Source organism: Mucilaginibacter angelicae (genome assembly GCF_042434235.1).
Taxonomy (GTDB): domain Bacteria; phylum Bacteroidota; class Bacteroidia; order Sphingobacteriales; family Sphingobacteriaceae; genus Mucilaginibacter; species Mucilaginibacter angelicae.
Map to the genome: position 1 here is coordinate 205,120 of NZ_JBHLTS010000078.1, position 20,989 is coordinate 226,108.

The 20,989-nt window shown below is 42.1% G+C and carries 22 protein-coding genes and 1 other RNA gene; 15 read left to right on the plus strand and 8 right to left on the minus strand.

Features of this window, described 5'->3' with window-relative positions; translation table 11 throughout:
* Position 1 precedes the first annotated feature (1 nt).
* Together ACFFGT_RS29115 and ACFFGT_RS29120 are read right to left on the minus strand one after the other, a co-directional pair.
* Positions 2 to 508, minus strand: coding sequence for a hypothetical protein (locus ACFFGT_RS29115; protein ID WP_377026036.1), 507 nt, complete (start codon positions 506 to 508; stop codon positions 2 to 4).
* A gap of 131 nt (positions 509 to 639) precedes the next feature.
* Positions 640 to 2,031, minus strand: coding sequence for a dicarboxylate/amino acid:cation symporter (locus tag ACFFGT_RS29120; protein WP_377026037.1), 1,392 nt, complete (start codon positions 2,029 to 2,031; stop codon positions 640 to 642).
* A gap of 166 nt (positions 2,032 to 2,197) precedes the next feature.
* Here ACFFGT_RS29120 and ACFFGT_RS29125 point away from each other — a divergent pair, with 166 nt between their 5' ends.
* Genes ACFFGT_RS29125 through ACFFGT_RS29140 form a run of 4 tightly spaced genes read left to right on the plus strand, consistent with a single transcriptional unit; the run spans position 2,198 to position 4,391 of the window.
* Entirely contained in the window at positions 2,198 to 2,725 is a 528-nt protein-coding gene (locus ACFFGT_RS29125; RefSeq protein WP_377026038.1) for a hypothetical protein, read from the plus strand.
* Between the two features lie 41 nt (positions 2,726 to 2,766).
* Positions 2,767 to 3,264 carry an RNA polymerase sigma factor gene (locus tag ACFFGT_RS29130; RefSeq protein WP_090525007.1) on the plus strand — a complete coding sequence of 166 codons (498 nt, stop codon included), beginning with the start codon at positions 2,767 to 2,769 and terminating at the stop codon, positions 3,262 to 3,264.
* Complete coding sequence (locus ACFFGT_RS29135) at positions 3,251 to 3,841, plus strand: hypothetical protein (RefSeq protein ID WP_377026039.1); 591 nt, start codon at positions 3,251 to 3,253, stop codon at positions 3,839 to 3,841. The genes ACFFGT_RS29130 and ACFFGT_RS29135 overlap by 14 nt, the downstream gene beginning before the upstream one ends.
* Positions 3,842 to 3,866: 25 nt before the next feature.
* Entirely contained in the window at positions 3,867 to 4,391 is a 525-nt protein-coding gene (locus ACFFGT_RS29140; RefSeq protein WP_377026040.1) for a GNAT family N-acetyltransferase, read from the plus strand.
* A 30-nt stretch (positions 4,392 to 4,421) separates the two neighbouring features.
* Here ACFFGT_RS29140 and ACFFGT_RS29145 read toward each other — a convergent pair whose 3' ends face one another.
* From ACFFGT_RS29145 to dinB, 4 genes are all read right to left on the minus strand, one after another.
* Entirely contained in the window at positions 4,422 to 5,120 is a 699-nt protein-coding gene (locus tag ACFFGT_RS29145; protein ID WP_377026041.1) for a LytR/AlgR family response regulator transcription factor, read from the minus strand.
* Between the two features lie 3 nt (positions 5,121 to 5,123).
* Positions 5,124 to 6,167 (minus strand): sensor histidine kinase, encoded by a 1,044-nt coding sequence (locus tag ACFFGT_RS29150; RefSeq protein ID WP_377026042.1) that lies wholly within the window; start codon positions 6,165 to 6,167, stop codon positions 5,124 to 5,126.
* Positions 6,168 to 6,185: 18 nt separating this feature from the next.
* A complete protein-coding gene (locus tag ACFFGT_RS29155) occupies positions 6,186 to 7,400 on the minus strand; it encodes an acyltransferase family protein (RefSeq protein ID WP_377026043.1) in 1,215 nt (404 codons plus the stop codon).
* 235 nt (positions 7,401 to 7,635) lie between these two features.
* Positions 7,636 to 8,820 (minus strand): DNA polymerase IV, encoded by a 1,185-nt coding sequence (dinB, locus tag ACFFGT_RS29160; RefSeq protein WP_377026044.1) that lies wholly within the window; start codon positions 8,818 to 8,820, stop codon positions 7,636 to 7,638.
* A 73-nt stretch (positions 8,821 to 8,893) separates the two neighbouring features.
* Between dinB and ACFFGT_RS29165 the strand changes: the two genes are divergently transcribed.
* The 11 genes from ACFFGT_RS29165 to ACFFGT_RS29215 all read left to right on the plus strand — a co-directional run bounded on the left by ACFFGT_RS29165 (position 8,894) and on the right by ACFFGT_RS29215 (position 18,084).
* The gene (locus ACFFGT_RS29165) at positions 8,894 to 9,511 is read left to right on the plus strand and encodes a 2'-5' RNA ligase family protein (protein WP_377026045.1); all 618 of its coding nucleotides are present in this window, start codon (positions 8,894 to 8,896) and stop codon (positions 9,509 to 9,511) included.
* 16 nt (positions 9,512 to 9,527) lie between these two features.
* Entirely contained in the window at positions 9,528 to 10,157 is a 630-nt protein-coding gene (locus ACFFGT_RS29170; RefSeq protein WP_377026046.1) for a 2'-5' RNA ligase family protein, read from the plus strand.
* A gap of 44 nt (positions 10,158 to 10,201) precedes the next feature.
* Positions 10,202 to 10,300: signal recognition particle sRNA small type (ffs, locus tag ACFFGT_RS29175), an RNA gene on the plus strand.
* Positions 10,301 to 10,387: 87 nt separating this feature from the next.
* A complete protein-coding gene (locus ACFFGT_RS29180; RefSeq protein WP_377026047.1) occupies positions 10,388 to 11,344 on the plus strand; it encodes a YpdA family putative bacillithiol disulfide reductase in 957 nt (318 codons plus the stop codon).
* A gap of 432 nt (positions 11,345 to 11,776) precedes the next feature.
* Positions 11,777 to 12,424, plus strand: a complete 648-nt coding sequence (locus ACFFGT_RS29185; protein ID WP_377026048.1) for a GNAT family N-acetyltransferase — start codon at positions 11,777 to 11,779, stop codon at positions 12,422 to 12,424.
* Positions 12,425 to 12,520: 96 nt separating this feature from the next.
* Entirely contained in the window at positions 12,521 to 13,744 is a 1,224-nt protein-coding gene (gene argG / locus ACFFGT_RS29190; protein ID WP_377026049.1) for an argininosuccinate synthase, read from the plus strand.
* A gap of 7 nt (positions 13,745 to 13,751) precedes the next feature.
* Complete coding sequence (locus tag ACFFGT_RS29195) at positions 13,752 to 14,159, plus strand: cupin domain-containing protein (RefSeq protein ID WP_377026050.1); 408 nt, start codon at positions 13,752 to 13,754, stop codon at positions 14,157 to 14,159.
* Between the two features lie 30 nt (positions 14,160 to 14,189).
* Positions 14,190 to 15,227: an N-acetyl-gamma-glutamyl-phosphate reductase gene (argC, locus tag ACFFGT_RS29200; RefSeq protein WP_377026051.1), complete on the plus strand. Its 1,038-nt coding sequence runs from the start codon at positions 14,190 to 14,192 to the stop codon at positions 15,225 to 15,227.
* A 69-nt stretch (positions 15,228 to 15,296) separates the two neighbouring features.
* Entirely contained in the window at positions 15,297 to 16,424 is a 1,128-nt protein-coding gene (locus tag ACFFGT_RS29205) for an aspartate aminotransferase family protein (RefSeq protein WP_377026052.1), read from the plus strand.
* Between the two features lie 21 nt (positions 16,425 to 16,445).
* Positions 16,446 to 17,393, plus strand: a complete 948-nt coding sequence (locus ACFFGT_RS29210) for an N-acetylornithine carbamoyltransferase (protein ID WP_377026053.1) — start codon at positions 16,446 to 16,448, stop codon at positions 17,391 to 17,393.
* Positions 17,394 to 17,475: 82 nt separating this feature from the next.
* Positions 17,476 to 18,084, plus strand: coding sequence for an FMN-binding negative transcriptional regulator (locus tag ACFFGT_RS29215; RefSeq protein ID WP_377026054.1), 609 nt, complete (start codon positions 17,476 to 17,478; stop codon positions 18,082 to 18,084).
* A gap of 136 nt (positions 18,085 to 18,220) precedes the next feature.
* Here the strand turns inward: ACFFGT_RS29215 and ACFFGT_RS29220 are convergent, their stop codons facing one another.
* Positions 18,221 to 19,468 carry a cation:proton antiporter gene (locus ACFFGT_RS29220; RefSeq protein WP_377026055.1) on the minus strand — a complete coding sequence of 416 codons (1,248 nt, stop codon included), beginning with the start codon at positions 19,466 to 19,468 and terminating at the stop codon, positions 18,221 to 18,223.
* Between the two features lie 42 nt (positions 19,469 to 19,510).
* A complete protein-coding gene (locus ACFFGT_RS29225) occupies positions 19,511 to 20,809 on the minus strand; it encodes an NAD(P)/FAD-dependent oxidoreductase (RefSeq protein ID WP_377026056.1) in 1,299 nt (432 codons plus the stop codon).
* Positions 20,810 to 20,989: the final 180 nt, after the last annotated feature.

A 20,989-nucleotide genomic window follows, 5' to 3' on the forward strand; every position in this document is an offset into this window, starting at 1 on the left:
TTTATTTTTTACCACGATTCTCGACATCAGTAAGTTTTTTCTGAATCTCACCTATCAACCGCTTATTAGCATCAATCAGCGTAGGATTACCGAAATAATCACTATCGAAGATCACACGCTTGGTTTTTTCCTTGTATTTGAACTCAATGACGTACCTCACAGCCTTATTTGCAGCAGCTGCGGTTGTATCACCAATTTCATTAGACGGAAAATCCCAAAAACCTAAATCAGCAGCCTTGCGGTGCAGGTACAGCAAGTCGTCTTTAGTTAAACGCAAATGCTCTTTCACCAGCGAATCGCGCTTGTCGAGATATTGGAAGGTGCCGGTACTTGAATCATATTTATTCACAAGACTATCCTTATGACCATATTGAAAACTGATTGATTCAAAATCAACGAAACGGTACGGTGCATTCTTGATCATCATACCATAATAATATACGCAGTACAGTATAAACGGCACCACAACGGTCATGATCAGGAATACTTTTTTTAAACGGGGAGACATATATAATTATTGAGTTATTGAATTTGTAAATTATTTATCCTACCGTCATTGCGAGGAACGAAGCAATCCCCGATAAGCAGAGCCGCTCTGTATAGTTCGCGATTGCTTCGTTCCTCGCAATGACGATTGTTTTATTCTCTTATTAATTGTTTACCTACCTCTTCGCCTTCCCATTTGCTTACTACTGCTGTAGCCATAGCATTGCCTAACACATTAGTGGCCGAACGCCCCATATCCAATAATGGATCAATACCTATCAGCAAAAACAAACCTGCTTCCGGGATATTGAACATGGATAGTGTACCGGCTATAACTACCAGTGAAGCCCTCGGCACACCGGCCACACCTTTACTGGTAAGCATCAGCACCAGTAACATAGATAACTGGTGCCCAAACGAAAGATGAATATCATATGATTGCGCAAGGAACAATGACGCAAAGGTCATGTACATCATGGAACCATCCAAATTAAATGAATAGCCTAATGGCAATACAAAGCTTACTATTTTATTACTGCAGCCAAACTTTTCCAGTTCTTCCAGTACTTTTGGATAGGCAGCTTCGCTTGTTGAGGTACTGAACGCTATCAGCATAGCATCTTTAATACTGTTAATCAGCCTGAACACCGGCTTTCTCAATACTATATATCCTGCCAGTATAATTACCGACCACAGCACAATGAGCGAAAAATAAAATTCACTGATAAAAATACCATAGGTTGAAAGTACGCCAAGGCCCTGTTTGGCCACAACGGCAGTTATAGCACCAAACACAGCTAAAGGGGCCATTTTCATCACATAACCGGTAATCTTCATAATCACATGCGCAAAGGCATCCATCGCTTTGATCACTATTTTGCCCTGTTCGCCTATAGCTGCTGTAGCTACACCAAAAAACAAGGAGAATACTACAATTTGCAATATCTCATTATTGGCCATCGCCTCAATAAAACTTTTCGGGAAAACGTGACCGATAAATTCGGTTAATGACAGCGCCGATTTTTTGATCCCTGTACTTAAATGACTATCGGGAAGCGGCAGGTGCATGGTTTTACCCGGCTCAAACAAGTTAACCAGCAGCATCCCCAATAATAAGGATACCAACGTTGCGCTGATAAACCAAAGCATGGTTTTACCTCCAATCCTCCCAACAGCTTTAATGTCCCCTACCTTGGCTACCCCAACTACCAGTGTGGTAAACACCAATGGGGCCACTATCATTTTAATAAGATTAAGGAATATTTTACTCAGGATATTGAAAAGCTCCAGTTTATCCTCCCGTGCATCTGTAGCCTGGTTTTGTATTTTTACCTGGGCAATTCTTTGCAGCTTAAAGTCTTTATAGGCAGCAACCGTTGTATCGGGCAATGCTTCAATATTTTTGTCGATAGCTTTAATAGCAGTACTCGCAGTACTGAGCTGTTTATTCAAATCGGCAAAAACATAGGTGTTATAAATATAACCGGCTACCACACCCAATACCAGTGCGATAAAAATGAAGAGCGTCAGTCTGCTTTTTTCCATTTAATATAATAAGCCTGCAAAACTACAAAATTTACGGGCTGTTTAAACAGGCATGGGAATATTCTATTTTATAACGACTTGCATTAGGCAAATAAAACATCCCGCCACGTTTTAGCATTATTACACATCATCAAAACAATTAGTATTTTGGCAACGTATTTACATCATGACTACAACAGCCTACGGATTACAGCATATAAAAAAGGAAATTCAGCACCTGCCTAATGAGCAGCTGGCCGAATTGATGCTCCGCCTGGCGCGTTATAAAAAAGAAAACAAGGAGCTCCTCGCCTACCTGCTTTTTGAAGCCCATGATGAAGCCGCCTTTATTGAAAAGGTAAAAGCCGAGGCCGGGTTCATGTTCAGCCAGTTATCATCATTAAGTTATAACGCGGCAAAAGGCATGCGTAAAATACTGAGGTTGTTGAGCAAGTACACCAAATTTATGGCATCAAAAGGGGCTGAAATTGAATTACTGATTAATTTTTGCGAAAATTACCTCGAATATGCCGACAAGCGCACATCATACAAGCCTTTAAGGCTGATCCTGATAAGGCAGGTAGAAAAAACCCGCGGGTTAATTGACAAGCTGCATGAAGATTTACAATTTGATTACCAGGACAGTTACAATAAATTAATAAGCGATGCCGAAAGCAAGCTGGGCTGGTTTAAAAAGAATGATCATTTGTTGTAACATATAAAGCTTAACATCGTCTAAATATAAAATTAACTGAAGTGGCCAACAAAGAAGCAGCATTCAAGCAGATATATGAAGCTAATTCTAAAAAGATATTCCATCTGTGCTATGGTTATACCGGCGATGACGATGCCGCTAACGACCTGCTACAGGAAACCTTTTTAAAGGTTTGGCAAAATTTAGAGAAATTCCGTAACCAGGCCATGATCTCAACCTGGATTTACCGTATTGCTGTAAATACCTGTTTAACCTATTTGCGCTCGGAAAAACGCCAGGCCAAAGACGAACTGACCCCACAATTAGCCGAAACAAAACGAGAGGAGCTGTCTGACAAAAACGAGCAGGTAGCTTTACTATATAAGTGTATTTCAAAACTGGAAGAATCAGAAAGGATTATTATAACCATGGTACTTGATGAGGTGCCGTATCCCGAAATTGCTGAAATTTCGGGTATATCAGAAGGGAACTTGAGGGTGAAAATTTATCGCATAAAACAAAAATTAACGGAGTTATATAACCAGTATGAAAGACTTTGATCATTTGATGTCGGTTTGGCAGGGACAGCCAAAACCAGATCAGCTTTCGGTGGATGAGGTGCTGAAGCAGGTAAAGAAGGGGATCCGCAGCATAACTACTAAGTTGTACCGCACAATAGTGGCCATGGTGATCATCGCGGCATTCGCGTTTATTGTTACATTTTTCCTGGCGTTTAAATCAACTGTAACTACAGTAGGTATTTTGATAGTATTAGTTACTATGCTTATGTACCTCTCTTTAATTTTGAGGCATTACCATATCCTGAGCAAACAGGATGCTACATTAAACCCAACCGAATATTTGCATAGCCTTAAAGAGTATCAAAAAAGCCGGTCGAAAGTGATAGGCTGGTTTTACTATATTTATATACTCATGATAAGCGCCGGACTGGCCATGTATTTTGTTGAAGTGCTTGAACACTCATCCTTAGCATTTAAAATAGTAACTTATACCTCAATTGCTGTATGGTTTCTGTTCACTACCTTTTACCTTAAACCCCGTATGTTTAAAAACGAGGAAGAAAAACTAAACCTGATGATTGATAGATTGGTACGCCTGCAGGAGCAGTTTGATTAAACCGGCATTTTTTTAGATTTGCTTCATGGCTCCCGAAACTGTAACCATTCAAAAACTAACCCTTGCTGATGCTGACACATTACTGGCTTTAAGCAAAAAAACGTTTTTCGATTTCTTTGCACATTTAAATAAGCCGGAAGATATGGAGGCTTATGCAGCTATTGCTTTCACTCTACAGAAAATACAAACCGAGCTCAACAACCCAAACTCCCACTTTTTCTTTGCAATGCTTGATGGTGAAATAGCCGGCTATCTCAAGCTAAACTATGGTCCCGCCCAAACAGAATTTCAGGACCAAAACGCTGTTGAGATAGAACGCATTTATGTTTTGGCCCAGCATCATGGCAAAAAGATAGGCCATCAGTTCATTGATTTCACCTTAAAAGAAGCTGCCTTTAAAAATCTGCAATACGTATGGCTTGGCGTTTGGGAACACAACCAAAAAGCACTTGCCTTTTATGAAAAGCATGGTTTTAAAGTTTTCAGCAGCCATGAGTTTGTTTTAGGCACCGATAAACAAACTGATTTACTAATGAGGAAAGAGCTTTAAGCCCCCCTCCCAACTCAGACTTAAGACTATCTATCTGCTCTGATTAATCAGCGCATGCATCACATGGTCTTTTAACTGCCTGCTTATGGGCACCTCAAACTCGCCAATGTTCAGCATATTTCCTTCTATCGATGTTATTTTATTACTGGCGATAATGTACGACTTATGCGTTTGCATGAATTTCCGGGCGGGTAACTTATCAGCAAAGGCCCTTAGGGTGCTGTGTGTTATAATTTTACGGGCAGATGTGTAGATCTCTACATAATTTTCCATGCCTTTAATGAACAGCACATCGTCAAAAACTATCTTTTCCAGTTTACCATTACTTTTAACAAAAAGGTAATCAGGTGCATCTGCGTTATTTCTTAGGTCAAAGTACTCCTTAGCTTTAAAAGCGGCCTTCATAAAGCGTTCAAAAGGGATAGGCTTGAGAAGATAATCGAGCACATCCAAATCAAAACCATCTGTGGCATATTCTTTAAAGGCAGTCGTAAATATCACCTTTGGCGGATTGGGCAGCGAGCGGATAAATTCAACACCGGTTAAATGCGGCATCTGGATATCCAAAAACAGCAAATCTACAGGTTGTTGTGCCAATACAGAGCTAAGCTCCATAGCATCCTCACATTGCGCTTTCAGATCAAAAAATCCGGCTTTTTTAACATAACCTTCCAGGCCTTTACGGGCAAAAGGCTCATCGTCGGTAATAATGCAGCTAATTAATGCCATGTTTTAAATATTCAATTCCAATATTGCTGTATAATGATCTTCTTCTCGCCCGGCTGTTAGTTGATGCTTACCCGGATAAAGCAATTGCAGCCTCCGGCCCAGGTTTTCCAAACCAATACCACTGTAACCATCCGGAGCTTTCATATTCGCAGGCACGTCGTTATAAACTTTAAAAACAAATTTACCGTCGGTAATACCTCCTTCAATAACTATTTTATACCCGCCGCCTATATATTTAAAAGCATTTTCGACCAACGGCAGCAAAAGCAGCGGATAGATCATCTGATCAGCTAAGTTTCCGTCAAAATTAACACTAAGCTTCATTTTGCTGCTCGCCCTGATCTGCTGCAGCCTGATATAATTTTCGAGATACTCCAACTCCTGTTTAATAGGCACCTGTTGTTGCTGATCATAAAGCTGATAACGTAACAGGCTTGACAATAACTCGGTACTTTTTTTTGCACCGGGAACATCTTCATCCATCTGAAAATAAATAGTATTCAGTGCATTAAACAAAAAATGCGGATGGTATTGGGCTTTTAAAAACTTCAGCTCGGTTTCCAGTTGGTCATTGGTTAATTTTTCCAGTTGCATCTTATTATTTACATAGGCCTTTAGCCAGGTACTGCTACGTGCAATGCCATAATAAACAATAGCATACAAAGTGGGGATCATATTAATATCAGCCACATCCGCCCAGGGCATTAGCTCCCTTATGCCCTGGGTTACGTGCAGGGCCATATCCATCGGAACAAATATGACGTTTACCAACACGAGGTTTACCCCTACCAATATGATTAACTCCCGCGCTACGTCCCGATAGGATAGCTGTGCTGCCCAGCGTTTGTCATAGTATTTGAAAAGCCTTTCAAAAAGATAGATAGCCAAATAACCTACCAATATGGAACAGGCCATTTCAATGCCATTGACATAGAAATCCCTTTTCCAAAAATGCTGGCCAAGGTCGGTATCATGTAATAGCCTGATGGTAAAATATACCAATAGGCCATACAATGCCGGAAAAATATATTTCCTAAAAAATTTCATATCAGCAAATTACAAATTTCAGGCAGAAAGGACAGGTTCATGATTAAGTTCGGATACCGCTGTACCTGATACTTTCGTTAGTTTCTCTTTCGGCTTCATGCCGAACAGGAATCGGGTTAGCGCATAAGGCCGTACTAACAAATGATACGTAAGCACAGTCACAAAAAAGGTAATGCCCACGGTATAAATGTATTTTGAAAGGATGCTTTCATTTTGCGTTTGTACTATATAATATACCACCAATACAATAACCGTTTGATGCAAGATATAAAAGGGATATACTGCCTGGTTTAAGTAATTGAGCACTTTATGACTGCGGTTAAAATAATGTTTGCCATAGCCAACCAGCGCCAACACCCATCCCCAGGCAATCATCGGCCGTAAAGCGGTAAAGGCATACGAAAATGCAATATTTTGAAATGGCCAGTGAGGATGCAATGGTTCGATGCCGTTCCAGCGCATCACTTCCCATATCATCAGGCTTAAAAAACCGATGGTTAAAGCAAAACGGCGATTGCGCTCAAGGCTGTCTATCAGTTTAGGTTGAAGGATACAGATAAAGCCTGCCAGGAGGAATAGCAACCAGTAAACAAAGTAACTGCCGTCGTGGATCAGATCATTGGTTTCGGGTAAGTCCCAACTGGTGAAAGTAAACCACAGGATTCCGGGCAGCATCAATAGGTACACCCATTTACCTTCAGCCAAAACTGCCAGTTTTTGTTTAAATGCATTGCTTTTGGGCGAGATCATCCAGGCGAATAACGGCGCAAAGATCAGATCGTAAATAAACAGGTAGGCGATAAACCAAAGGTGATGCCAGCTAAAATTACCTTTAGGATAAGGCTGAAAACTAAATGTACTTGGATAAAAATCCAGGAACGATCCTTTGTAGCCATTGGCCAAACGCTCCATGTAGATCTGCGGTGGCACAATGATGAACATGCCCACCAACAGCGGAATAAAAAGGCGGCGGAAACGCAAGCCGATGAAACTGAGTGTAGAACGCCGCTGCATCATGTAGTAACTCACGGTACCTGAAATAAAAAAGAGCAGCGGCATGCGAAAAAGGTGCAAAAAATGATTTGATTCCATCATCAGGTTGCTGGTTTCATGGTTTTTGATATGCCAGCCATCTTCGGCAACAAAGGGCATTGCCGAATGAAAAAATAATACCCCCAATATGGATAAGATCCTCAACCAATCGAGGTAAGTTTGACGTTGTGTGGTTTCCATGATTTCTTCTTTTTTTATCAAAAGAAGTTACTGCCATCCACCCCATAAAATTACTTTGACCAACGGTAAGAAACCTTTGACCATTGGTTGAAAATTTGTGGCGCGGTGATAACACCGGCAACAGGCTCAAAAAAGTTATGTCATTGCGAGGAACGAAGCAATCGCACGGAAGCATAGCCACCCTGTATAGCATGCGATTGCTTCGTCGTTCCTCCTCGCAATGACATGGCTTCCCTCAGCCCTTCAAAAACGGGTTAAAATTCCTTGTTCCAATTTCCATCCCGGCCGCCCTGCAAACGGTTTTATCCCCAAATTTAAAATTGATCTGATCCATGGCCTGGTATAGTTTAATACGTTCCTCATTATCCTCAAACAGGTTGATCTGGTAACTGCCCGTACAAAGGTCACTCAACCGTACACCTATGAGCCTGATAGGCCGGTGCTGGTCCCAGGCTTTTCTAAGCAAATTTTTCACACCGGGAATCAGGATATGCTCTGCCGCAGTAAGCGCTATTTTTTGCTGCTGTGTATGTGTTTCAAAATTGCCATAACGCAGCTTAATAGCCAGGCATGACGAAAGCTTGTTCTCCCGTCTGAGTTTGGACGATAATTCCTCTGTCATGGATACAAGGATAGTTTCAAGTGTGCGATGATCGGCAACATTAGTATCAAAAGTATGCTCCGTACTAATGGATTTACGATCGGAATGCGGAACTATCTCGCTGTCATCAATTCCATTGGCCCGCTCCCAAAGATACCGGCCATGCTTGCCAAAAACAGTTTCCAAAAAACGGAGATTGGTACGCTGCAGGTTGCCTATCTTTTCGATGCCGTATTGATACAGTTTATTACGGGTACTTTCGCCCAGGCCGGGAATTTTACCAATGTTGAGCGGGGCCAGAAAAGCGAGTTCCTCGCCATGTTTTACAAATTTTTGTCCGTTTGGCTTGGCCTGGTTGGTTGCCATTTTGGCTATGGTTTTGCCCGATGCCATACCAAATGAAATGGGCAGTCCGGTTTCTTTAATGATCTTTTGCCGTAGCTTGCTCGCTTCCTGGTAGCAATTATAAAAGCGGTCCATCCCCGTGTAATCAATATAAAACTCATCAACAGATGTTTTTTGATACAGGGGTACCGTTTCATGAATGATCTGTGTAACCTCTCTTGAAGCTTCAGAATAGCGCCCATGCGAGCCACGGACAAGAATAGCATGCGGACAGAGTTTCAAAGCCTGGCGAGTGGGCATAGCCGAATGTACCCCAAACGCCCGCGCCTCATAACTGCACGAAGCCACCACACCCCTATCGGCCGAGCCGCCAATGATCACGGGTTTACCAATCAGCTCGGGATGGAACTTACGCTCAACCGAAACAAAAAACGAGTCGAGGTCGATATGTACAATATGCCGCTTAGCATCCATACACAAATATGAAAATAAATTTGGTATTTTGCTAATTTTATTAGCAAATTTGAATTAATTAAAACTGTTGATTATGAGTATGTACGAGGATTATTTGATGTTGCTTTCACCGCCCGAAAACGTGAAACATGAAATAGCGCGCTACAAAAAAGCCTCGGCCCGGCTCATTGGCGAATATAAAAGCATGAATTCACCTGCACATATTTCCGTTCAGCACCTCGAGCGTCAAAAGCCATTTATGGCCGATAAAAACCTGGAGCTGATGGAACAGGATTTTGCGACGCTGCCGCCGGTTTTATTGCATGTAGATGGGTTTGGTCATTTTCCGCACCTGCATAGCCGGATGACCATTTACGCAAATATCCGCACTACCCCGGCATCTGACGAGTGGTTTAAACAGCTTAAGAAAAAGCTGCGGATCAAGAAAAACCTTACACCACATATAACCGTGGTAAGGGATGTGCCCGAAAAGGATTTTAGCACACTGTGGCCGCATTTCAGGCATAAAAAACTAATTGAACCCTTTTGGGTGAACACCCTTACAGTTGTGAAACGTGATACGTTTGATGCCTACGCCAAATGGGAGCACTTTAAAAACTTTGAGTTTAAGCACAAGGTAGGTGCCGGACATACCATTGATGAATTGGAGTTGCTTAAAGCAGGCGACCCTGACCAAATTGATCTTTTTTAAATTAAAACTTACGCATATGAGCTTATCTTTTTTTCACTTTATCCTGTCGTTACCAGACAATGCCAATTTTATGATCATGCGGCTGAAAAATGAGGCCAAACGCATCATTGGCGATTACCCCAGTATGAATGCCAGGGCGCATATCACCATTAATAATTACCCGCGCAAACCATTATATATCAACGAGCAAGGGTTTACAATGTTCGAAAGACGCTTAAAACTGCTGCCTCCTATTGTATTTGAAATTGATGGTTTTGATTGTTTCAACGAGGAAAACAACTACAACAAAACCATATATGCCAAACTTAAATCAAGTGACCAAAACAAATATTGGTTCAAATTACTTTGGAAAATAGTTGGCAAAGGCAGCGATACGCCCCATATCACTATAGCCCGAAATATTACACCCGAGCAGTTCAACCGCCTTTGGCCGCATTTTCAGAAACGGGAGATGCATGAAAAATTTATTGTTTCAAGGTTTACTATTTTGCGAAATCGTCCAGCTTTCGAGGAGTCGCGCGCTGTTATCTATCGCGAATTTGAATTTCAGGGTTCTCAAAACGCATCAACTATGCCTGATAACATGGGCTTAACACAGTCATTTAAAAATTATCCCTCTATAAATCAACAGATAAGCCTTTTTTAACATTTTCTTAACCATAAACGCTACCTTTTTCTATATTTGCGCCGGGGTAAGTCTTTTACGGCCAGCTCCTCTTGAACTCCCCCAGGGTGGGAACACAGCAAGGGTAGAGAGTTGAGCGGCGCGATAAAAGTAGCTTACCCTTTTTTTATTTTCTTATTTTTGCCGCACCGGCAAACATGCCCCAAACCTGCACAGGTTCATGATTTCTTTAATTTCATAATTGTACATAAATGCTCGATATATTCATTATTGGTGGAGGCCCGATAGGTTTAACTTGCGGACTTGCCGCCCAAAAAGCCGGTTTAAGTTTTGTAATTGTCGAAAAAGGCACGCTTGTAAATTCCTTATACAACTACCCTGCTACCATGACTTTTTTCTCCACTTCGGAGAAGCTGGAAATCGGCGGAGTTCCCTTTGTTACCGTACACAATAAACCCACTCGTAATGATGCTTTGGAGTATTATCGCCGGGTAGCGTTTTCAAATAACCTGCCCATCCATCTTTTTGAAGAGGTTACCGAAGTAATTCCCGGCGATGGCTTTTATACCATAACCACAAAAAAGGCAACCTATCAGGCTAAAAAAGTGATTTTATCAACCGGGTTTTATGATATTGCCGTTAATCTGGAGATCCCCGGCGAAAACCTGCCCAAAGTAAAACACTATTACCAGGACCCGCATTATTATACCCTGCAAAAGGTAGTAGTGGTAGGCTCAAGCAACTCGGCCATTGACGTTGCTTTGGAAACCTATCGCAAAGGTGCCGAGGTTACACTGGTAATCCGCGGCAGCGAGGTAAGCAACCGGGTTAAATACTGGGTGAGGCCGGATATCATTAACCGCATTAAAGAAGGAAGCATTAAAGCCTATTTTAATTCCAACCTCGAAGCTGTTCGTGAAAATGAGGTTGATATTCAAACTCCCGAAGGGTTGGTTACCATACCAAACGATTTTGTAATGGCGATGACGGGCTACAAACCCAACTTCGATTTCCTGAAAAAGCTGGGCATCATTCTTTCTGATGATAAATTTATCCCACAATATAACCCCGAAACCATGGAAACAAACATGCCTGGTTTATACCTTGCAGGGGTGGTTTGCGGTGGCCTGGATACCCACCTTTGGTTCATTGAAAACTCGCGCATTCATGCTGATATGATTATCAATGATATTGTGGGTCGGAATTGAGTGGTTAACTGGGTTGATTAGGTGAATAGTTCGATTTGTAAATCAAACATTTACAGGCAAAACCCAACTACTTAGCTAATCAACCCAGTCAACTATTCACCACCCCACAAATAATCGCATTTTTTTCTTGTATAAATAAAATTTTATAGCCTATTTTGCAGCGAAATTAAAAACACAGTAATTCAATAAAAAAATGAATACACCAAGCTTAAATAAGCCCGCCATCAGAGCAAGTTTTGCTCCGGTTGCTGCTGCCTTGGGTTCAACTGTTTTTTTAAACTGCCCTCTCCGACGAAGGACCTACATGCCACGGGTTTGAATTAATTTTCCTCCTGCCCACACAAAAAGAGTTTTTTAAACTTCTTTTAAAAAAACCATCTAATTATTTAAGGCTGATAAAGCCAATTAATTTCACGGTAATTATCTATTTAAATGACAATACAAGATTTTGATATTCAGGTTGCTACTGCACAGCACGTTGATTATGCCTCACAAATTTGCGATGAAATGGCCGAATCGGCCAAGGCACGTGGTACAGGCATTGCCACGCGCTCGCCCGAATATGTTGCTAATAAAATGCTGGAAGGCAAAGCTGTTATAGCCCTTCATAAAGACGGTACATGGGCCGGTTTCTGCTACATTGAAACCTGGAGCCACGGCGACTTTGTTGCCAACTCGGGCCTTATTGTTAATCCACAGTTCCGCAAGGCGGGATTGGCTAAGGCTATCAAACACCGCATTTTCCAGTTATCGCGTACCAAATATCCTTACGCCAAAATATTCGGGTTAACAACCGGTTTGGCTGTAATGAAGATCAACTCCGAACTTGGTTACGAACCGGTTACCTACTCCGAACTTACCCAGGACGAAAACTTTTGGGCAGGCTGCAAAAGCTGTGTAAACTTTGATATTTTAACCAGCAAAGGCCGCAAAAACTGTATGTGCACCGCCATGCTGTTTGACCCCGCCGAAAAACAAAAAGAATACGAAGAGAAGATGCAGCGCATTACACACAAGGCCACCCTATTGGAACGCATAGAAAATGCGATAAAGAAACGCATCGGTCACGTGGAAAATTAAGCCGAAGGCTTAATACTAAAATTAACGAAACAGATCACCATAATTGATAAGTAAAGCTTTAAGCATTACGCTTTTAGCTTTAAGCTCACCAAAAACATGAAGAAAAAAGTAGTATTAGCTTATAGCGGAGGTTTAGATACCTCATTTTGCTGTATTTATTTAACGCAGGATCTTGGCTACGAGGTTCATTCGGTTATTGTAAATACCGGCGGTTTTAGCGAGGAAGAGTTAAAAGGCGTTGAGGAACGTGCCTATAAAATGGGCGTTACTTCGCACCACGTGGTTGACGAAACTGAAAACTTTTACAATACCTGCGTACGCTTTTTAATTTACGGCAACGTATTAAAAAACAACACCTACCCGCTATCAGTAAGTGCCGAGCGCGTAAGCCAGGCTACTGCTATTGCTAACTACGCTAAAGAAATTGGTGCCGAGTTTGTTGCCCACGGTAGTACCGGTGCCGGTAATGACCAAGTACGTTTTGATATGATCTTCAACATCCTTGTTCCGGAAGTAAAGATCATCACCCCTATCCGTGATTTGAAACTGAGCCGCGAGGAAGAGATCGAATACCTGAAAAAACATGGTGTTGATATGAATTTTGAAAAAGCCAAATACTCTATCAATAAAGGGATCTGGGGAACATCTGTTGGTGGTAAAGAAACTTTAACTTCAAACCTTGGCCTGCCTGAAGAAGCATGGCCTACACAGGTTACCGCATCTGAAGTTAAAGACCTTGTGCTTACTTTTGAAAAAGGCGAATTGGTGGCCATAGGCGATGAAAAATATGATCATCCAACCCAAGCTATCCAGGCCTTGCAGGCTATTGCACAGCCTTATGGCATTGGCAGGGATATTCATATTGGTGATACTATTATCGGGATTAAAGGTCGTGTGGGTTTTGAGGCTGCTGCTCCAATGGTGATCATCAAGGCTCACCACACTTTAGAGAAACACGTGCTTACCAAATGGCAGCTTTCATGGAAAGATCAGTTATCATCTTTCTACGGCAACTGGCTGCATGAAGGCCAGTTCCATGATCCTATCATGCGCAACATCGAAGCTTTCCTGAACGATACTCAGTTAAACGTAAGCGGTAAAGTATTTGTACAATTACATCCTTACCGTTTCCAGGTTGTGGGTATCGAATCTAATCACGATTTAATGTCGAACAAATTTGGCAGCTATGGTGAGATGAACAACGCATGGAGCGGCGAAGACGTTAAAGGGTTCTCGAAAATATTTGGTAACCAGGTAATGATCTATCATAAGGTTAATGCCGCCCCCCAGCCCCCTCAAGGGGGAGCAAATGCTCAATAAAGACAAAATGGCTAATCAGATCAACAAATCCAACGTTCCGGTTCCCCCTTTAGGGGGCGGAGGGGGCGTTGCTTTTTCAAAAAGTGATTGCTTAAAGCATTATAACTGGGGCGATGACTGCCATGGATGGACTTTCATCGATACCGAAGCCCTTTCAGTTAAACAGGAACTGATGCCACCGGATACTGCTGAGCAATTACATTACCACGAAAAAGCCACACAGGTATTTTTTATTTTAAAGGGACGGGCTACCTTTTCGATAGACGGTGAGGTTACGGTATTGAAGCCCGAACAGGGTATCGAGATCCATTCCGGTCAAAAGCACTTTATCAGCAATAACGACCGGAGCGATCTTGAATTTATTTTATATTCATATCCATCTACAAATAATGATCGGATAAATGTAGCCCCCTAACCCCCTAAAGGGAGAATAATTGTTAAAATTATGACCGAATTTATAAATATAAAAGTCGCCTCCAATACTCCCCCTTCAGGGGGCCGGGGGGCGGTACGTGCAGGTATAGTTGGCGGAGCAGGATACACCGGCGGCGAAATGCTCCGGATCCTGATCAATCACCCTAATGTTGATATCGCTTTTGTGCATAGCAACAGCAATGCAGGCAACTACGTTTACGAAGTACATACCGACCTGTTTGGTGATACCGACCTAAAATTTGCAGCTGAATTATCTACAGATATTGATGTACTTTTTCTTTGTGTAGGTCATGGCGATGCCAAAAAGTTTCTGGAAGCAAATGCTATCCCCGATTCTGTTAAGATCATTGACCTGAGCCAGGATTTCAGACTGAGTCAAAACTCAACCCTGAATGGTAAAAGCTTTGTTTATGGCTTGCCTGAGTTAAACCGCGAGGCTATCAAAACGGCTGCTAACATTGCTAATCCAGGTTGTTTTGCTACATGTTTGCAATTGGGGCTACTTCCGTTGGCATCAAAAGGTTTGCTGAATAACGAAGTGCATGTTACAGCAACTACAGGTTCTACCGGTGCAGGCCAAAGCTTGTCACCAACATCACACTTTACATGGCGTAATGATAACCTTTCGGTTTATAAAGCGTTTAGCCACCAGCATTTAAATGAGATCGGGCAATCGTTAAGGCAACTGCAAGCCAACTTTGATAAGGCAATCAATTTTATCCCTTATCGTGGTGATTTTACCCGCGGTATTATAGCATCTATTTATACTGAAAGTGATTTAACGGAAGAGGAGGCTTTAGCACTTTACCAAAGCTATTACGATGGTCATCCGTTTACGCATGTAACTAACCGTAATATCGATCTGAAACAGATTATAAATACCAACAAATGCTTTATCCAGGTAAAAAAACACGATAACAAAATATTCATTATCAGCATAATGGATAACTTACTTAAAGGCGCATCCGGCCAGGCAGTACAGAACATGAACCTCTTGTTCGGACTGGACGAGCGCGCAGGCTTACGACTTAAGGGAATAGCTTTTTAGCCCCCCTGCCCCCTAAAGGGGGAGCAATTGTTTAATATTAATTTTAATTGCCTTTAAGGCTTCAACAATATGAATCTGTTCGACGTTTATCCTATAAATCCAATTAATATAGTAAGGGGACAAGGGAGTTTAGTATATGATAACCAAGATACCGAGTACTTAGACATGTATGGTGGTCACGCTGTAATATCTATTGGTCACACCCACCCGCATTATGTAAAAAGACTGGAAGACCAGCTGCACAAGCTTGGTTTTTACTCTAACTCTATCGAGATCCCGATTCAAAAAGAATTGGCTCAAAAATTAGGGAAAGTTTCGGGCAAGGAAGATTACCAGTTGTTCCTGTGTAACTCAGGTGCCGAGGCTAATGAGAATGCTTTAAAACTGGCTTCTTTTTATAATGGAAAAAAGAAAGTAATTGCTTTTAGCAAATCATTCCATGGTCGTACCTCATTGGCTGTTGCGGTTACTGATAACCCTAAGATCGTCGCTCCTATCAACGAAACTGAAAATGTGATCTTTTTGCCATGGGCAGATGAAGCCGCATTGGAAGAGGCATTCAAAAACAATGAAATATCTTCAGTGATTATTGAAGGCATCCAGGGCGTTGGTGGTATCCAGGTTGCTTCTGAAAGCTTCCTGCAAAAGATCCGTTCATTGTGTGATCAGTATAATGCAGTTTTCATTGCCGATTCGGTACAGTGCGGTTACGGCCGTACAGGGAAGTTCTTCTCGCATGATTTTGCCGGTATTGATGCTGATATTTACAGCATGGCTAAAGGCATGGGTAATGGTTTCCCTGTTGGCGGCATCATTATTTCGCCAAAAATACAACCTGCTTATGGCATGCTGGGTACCACTTTTGGTGGCAACCATTTGGCTTGTGCCGCAGGCTTGGCAGTGCTTGAAACTATGGAGCAGGATGACCTGATGCAAAACGCTACCGAAATTGGCGGTTATCTGATCAAAGAATTGAAAAAGCTGGAGCAGGTTAAAGAAGTTCGTGGTCGTGGTTTAATGATCGGTATCGAACTGCCTGAGGAATTAGCCCATGCCCGTAAAGAGCTGTTAAACAAGCACCACATATTTACAGGAGAAGCTAAACCTAACGTGATCAGGCTGTTACCTGCTTTAAATTTAACTAAGGCCCATGCTGACAGGTTCCTGGAAGCTTTTGTAAATGTATTAAATCAATAACTCGCTATAATACCCAAACCAATGAAACTATTTTCTTCTGTTAATGATGTTGCTGATGTTAATGCACTTGTGAAAGAGGCATTGGCGCTTAAGCAGGATCCTTTTGCCCACCAGCAGCTTGGTAAAAATAAAACACTTGCATTGGTGTTTTTAAACCCAAGTTTGCGTACCCGTATGAGCACACAAAAAGCAGCCCTTAACCTGGGCATGAATGTGATGGTGCTTAATATTGATAAAGAAGGCTGGGCACTTGAACTGCGCGATGGTGTGATCATGGATGGCACCACAGTTGAGCATATCCGCGAAGCTGCCGGTGTTATGGGCCAGTATGCCGACATCATTGGCGTACGTTCATTTCCTGGTTTGAGGAACCGTGAAGAAGATTATAGCGAAATGATTTTCAACAAGTTTGTTGAATTTTGCAAAGTTCCGGTTGTTAGTTTAGAATCAGCCACCCGCCACCCACTGCAAAGTTTGGCCGATTTGATTACCATTGAAGAGTTAAAAATTTCGGCACGCCCTAAAGTAGTTTTAACCTGGGCTCCACACATAAAACCTTTGCCGCAGGCTGTACCAAACTCGTTTTCGGAGTGGATGTGTAAGGCCGATGTTGACTTTACCATTGTTCAGCCTAAGGGCTATGAGCTTAGTACCGATTTTACCCAGGGCGCAAACATCACTTACAACCAGGATGAAGCTTTGGCAGGCGCGGATTTTATCTACGTAAAAAACTGGTCGGCTTATGAGCCTTATGGTAACATATTGGGCAAACACGAAGAATGGATGCTCACCAATAAAAAACTGGAGCTGACCAACAATGCCAAAGTAATGCACTGTCTTCCGGTACGCCGTAATCTGGAGTTGTCTGATGAAATATTGGATGGGCCAAACTCCATTGTTGTGCATGAAGCAGGCAACCGTGTATGGGCAGCCCAGGCTGTATTGAAACAGATGCTGGAGAGTTTATAGGTAATTACTATTTTTATAAAGGCAAGAGTCGAAACTATATGTGTCCTGGCTCTTGCTTCTTCCCGTCTTAATTCTTTTCCCAATGTATACGCCCAAACATTTTCAGTTAACGGATGAGCAGGAAGCTATCAGCTTTATGCAGCGCTATAGTTTTGCAACTATCGTTACCGCTACTGATAATGTTCCTTTTGCAACCCACATCCCCTTTTTGGTAACTAAACGCGATGATAAAATTGTTCTGTCATCACATTTCGCCAGGGCTAATCCGCAGGCTGCTGAAATTATTGGAAAGGAAATCTTGGTGATCTTTACTGAACCCCACGCCTATATCTCACCAAAACATTACGAAAAGGAAACCAACGTACCTACCTGGAACTACATTGCCGTACATGCATATGGCAAAGCCACGATATTATCCGAAGGCGAACAAACTGCCAATCTGTTAGTGCATATGATCAGCAACTACGAGGCCGGTTACCTGGCCCAATGGAATAACCTCCCTGATGAGTATAAGCAACGCATGATGAGAGGCATTGTAGCGTTTGAGATTGTTGTTGACGATTTGCAAGGCAAACAGAAACTTAGTCAAAATCGTACCGAAGTAGAACGGGAAAACATTATTGAAGCGCTGGATAAGAGCAAAGATACTACCGAGGCAGAAATCGCTAAATATATGTCGCGCCTTAAATAATCAACTACCGCGGGTTTAGCGCAGCGTAACCCGTGGGGCATATCAGTTAAGTTTCCAACTTAACTGATGAAGTTAAAAACTTCAAAGATCGTTTACCACGGGTTACGCTGCGCTAAACCCGCGGCAGATTAGATTTTTATTCTTCTGTCTTTTTTGAAACCCTGTTGATCATCGCATTCAGCGTTAGGCCCTGCACTATTACCGAAAATATCACAATAAAATAACTACCGGAAAGGATGAGGTGACGGTATGGCGTATTGGGTAGCGACAGCGCCAAAGCAATGGAGATTCCCCCGCGTAACCCCGCCCAGGTCATGATGTTGATATTACTGTAATTTACCTTAAGTGTATTTTTCAAAAAAGTGAGCGGCAGCATGATACTCAGCCATCTGGCTATTAAAACCGTAACTATAGAAATACTTCCCGTAACCCAGTAATTATTTACAAATGGCAGATTAACCAATTGAAGCCCTATCATCACAAATAAAATGGTGTTCAGGATTTCATCCACCAGCTTCCAGAATTTCTCTAATGCCTCATGCGATTTTTCTTTATTGTCCTGGTTAATAGATTGGCCTCCGGCAAATAATCCGGCTATAACAACCGACAACGGGAGCGAGAAACCGAGTAACACAGCCAATACCGACAAGCCCATCACCAAAGCCAGCGAGATCAATACAATGGTTTGAAAATCTTTAACAGAGCGCATCAAACGGTGAGTAACATAACCCAAAACAGCCCCGGCTAACATCCCCCCTATTATTTCTTTTATTATAAGTACAACCACCTTTGCCAATTCAATTTTTTCTTCACCTACCCGGGCAATTTCTAAAATGATCACAAACAGGATCAGCCCTATGCCATCATTAAACAGGGATTCGCCCGAAATAATGGTTTCAAGATTTGCAGGTAATTTGGAATTACGGATGATAGCCGAAACCGCCACAGGATCTGTAGGTGAGATCAAAGCGCCGAACAGCAGGCAATAGATGAGCGGCATGTGGATATGAAAAACCGGGGCAACGTAAAATAACAAAAAGCCAAACACAGCGGTCGAAATGATAACGCCCAATGTGCTCAGCACAAATACCGGGCGCATCTCTTTCTTCAGCTTCCGCCCATCCAAATTAAAGGAGTTTGAAAAAAGCAGGAAACCAAGCAGGATATTCAATACCGCTTTTGAAAAATTGATGTTTTTGGCAAGCGTGCCCAGGTAATCGGCTATCGACGAGTCGATTTTATCGACGATAAGTATGGTTATAGAAGTAATGGTGGCCAGCAGCACAATGCCAATGGTACCAGGCAGTTTAATAAAGCGCGCGTTGAGGTACGAGAAAACCGCACTGACAATAACCAATAAAGCAATTACAACAAACAGATCCATAAATACTTACAAGTAAGGATTTAAAAGGCCTATTGTTTGTAACTATCTCGTTTCAGGATCAGTCATTCGTGTTTCGGTATCAAAATGGCGCACAATAAGGCGGTTATCACTGTTTTTTGTAAAATAGTTTATGGCCCAGCTAAAAAATATGATGCCCTTGTTGGTAAAACCTGCTAACGACATGATGTGTACAAATCCCCAAATCAGCCAGGCAAAAAATCCCTGTAAATGGATCTTCCCCAAATCGGCCACTGCCTTATTACGCCCTATGGTAGCCAGCGAACCTTTATCCCTGTATTTGAAAGGCTTTAACGGCTTGCGTTCAAACATGCGGTAAACGTTTTCGCCAAGGTTTTGCCCTTGCTGAATTGCCACCGGCGCTACCCCGGGATGTCCGTTAGGGTATTCATCGCTTATCATGGCTGCTACATCGCCTATGGCATAAATGTTTTCGTAACCTTTTACTTTATTAAATTCATCAACGAGGATACGGTTACCCCTCACTATATTATCGGCAGAAATACCTTCAGGAAATTCGCCCTTTACCCCTGCTGCCCAAAGTACGTTGCGGGTTAACAGTGACGTACCGTTATCTATCTTGAGTTCATATCCATTATAACTTTGCACATGCGCGCTGTTAAAAATGGTTACGTCCATATCCTCCAGAAACTTCTTGGCCTTAGTCCTGGCCCCCTGCGAAAACGCAGCGAGCAACTCGGCTTTACCTTCAACAAGGTAAACCTTCATGCTATGTTTGCGCAGACCATGGTAATCTTTCATTAATATCAACTCGCGCATTTCGGCAAGGGCACCGGATAGCTCCACGCCGGTCGGGCCTCCGCCAACAACAACAAAGGTCATTAACGCCGCTTTTTCTTCCGGGTCTTTAGATACGAGCGACATCTCCAGGTTTTGCAGGATCAGGCTCCTTAAATTCAAGGCCTCCGGGATATTTTTCATCGGCATGGCAAAATGCTCTATCTCTTTATTTCCAAAAAAATTTGTATCTGAACCAGTAGCAATGGCCAGGTAATCGTAATAAATGGTGCCGATATCGGTATCGAGCGTATTACTTTCCGGGTTAATCTTCTCCACCTCAGCAAGCGCAAAGCGGAAATTATTTTGCTTTGTAAAAATCCGTCGCAAAGGAAAGCCGATTGAGTCGGCAGCTATGGAGCCGCCCGCAACTTGGTACAATAAGGGCTGAAATGTGTGATAATTATGCTTGTCAATCATCAGCACATCAACAGGTGCATCTTTTAATTTTTTAGCTAATTGTATCCCACCAAATCCTCCTCCAATAATTGCCACCCGCGGCCTGGTATTCTTTTTTTGCTCCATAGATAGATATAAGCAAGGATGATCCCTTAAAGTTTTCCAATATTACTAAATCTTTCATAATCAAATTGTAAACTTAAACTGCAAATTCATTTATTCATTTTTAAATCATTTCTTTAAAAAACATACTATATTTTCGTAATTTTAACAGTTTTCTGCTCAAAAAGGTGGAAATTTGGCACT

Coding starts and splice junctions, on each gene's coding strand:
- ACFFGT_RS29125 (WP_377026038.1), top strand. CDS start 2,198: ATGACTACAACAGCCTACGGATTACAGCATATAAAAAAGGAAATTCAG.
- ACFFGT_RS29205 (WP_377026052.1), top strand. CDS start 15,297: ATGAATCTGTTCGACGTTTATCCTATAAATCCAATTAATATAGTAAGG.
- ACFFGT_RS29115 (WP_377026036.1), bottom strand. CDS start 508: ATGTCTCCCCGTTTAAAAAAAGTATTCCTGATCATGACCGTTGTGGTG.
- ACFFGT_RS29195 (WP_377026050.1), top strand. CDS start 13,752: ATGGCTAATCAGATCAACAAATCCAACGTTCCGGTTCCCCCTTTAGGG.
- ACFFGT_RS29210 (WP_377026053.1), top strand. CDS start 16,446: ATGAAACTATTTTCTTCTGTTAATGATGTTGCTGATGTTAATGCACTT.
- ACFFGT_RS29185 (WP_377026048.1), top strand. CDS start 11,777: ATGACAATACAAGATTTTGATATTCAGGTTGCTACTGCACAGCACGTT.
- ACFFGT_RS29170 (WP_377026046.1), top strand. CDS start 9,528: ATGAGCTTATCTTTTTTTCACTTTATCCTGTCGTTACCAGACAATGCC.
- ACFFGT_RS29135 (WP_377026039.1), top strand. CDS start 3,251: ATGAAAGACTTTGATCATTTGATGTCGGTTTGGCAGGGACAGCCAAAA.
- ACFFGT_RS29120 (WP_377026037.1), bottom strand. CDS start 2,031: ATGGAAAAAAGCAGACTGACGCTCTTCATTTTTATCGCACTGGTATTG.
- ACFFGT_RS29220 (WP_377026055.1), bottom strand. CDS start 19,468: ATGGATCTGTTTGTTGTAATTGCTTTATTGGTTATTGTCAGTGCGGTT.
- ACFFGT_RS29215 (WP_377026054.1), top strand. CDS start 17,476: ATGTATACGCCCAAACATTTTCAGTTAACGGATGAGCAGGAAGCTATC.
- argG (WP_377026049.1), top strand. CDS start 12,521: ATGAAGAAAAAAGTAGTATTAGCTTATAGCGGAGGTTTAGATACCTCA.
- ACFFGT_RS29165 (WP_377026045.1), top strand. CDS start 8,894: ATGAGTATGTACGAGGATTATTTGATGTTGCTTTCACCGCCCGAAAAC.
- ACFFGT_RS29225 (WP_377026056.1), bottom strand. CDS start 20,809: ATGGAGCAAAAAAAGAATACCAGGCCGCGGGTGGCAATTATTGGAGGA.
- ACFFGT_RS29145 (WP_377026041.1), bottom strand. CDS start 5,120: ATGGCATTAATTAGCTGCATTATTACCGACGATGAGCCTTTTGCCCGT.
- dinB (WP_377026044.1), bottom strand. CDS start 8,820: ATGGATGCTAAGCGGCATATTGTACATATCGACCTCGACTCGTTTTTT.
- ACFFGT_RS29140 (WP_377026040.1), top strand. CDS start 3,867: ATGGCTCCCGAAACTGTAACCATTCAAAAACTAACCCTTGCTGATGCT.
- argC (WP_377026051.1), top strand. CDS start 14,190: ATGACCGAATTTATAAATATAAAAGTCGCCTCCAATACTCCCCCTTCA.
- ACFFGT_RS29180 (WP_377026047.1), top strand. CDS start 10,388: ATGCTCGATATATTCATTATTGGTGGAGGCCCGATAGGTTTAACTTGC.
- ACFFGT_RS29155 (WP_377026043.1), bottom strand. CDS start 7,400: ATGGAAACCACACAACGTCAAACTTACCTCGATTGGTTGAGGATCTTA.
- ACFFGT_RS29150 (WP_377026042.1), bottom strand. CDS start 6,167: ATGAAATTTTTTAGGAAATATATTTTTCCGGCATTGTATGGCCTATTG.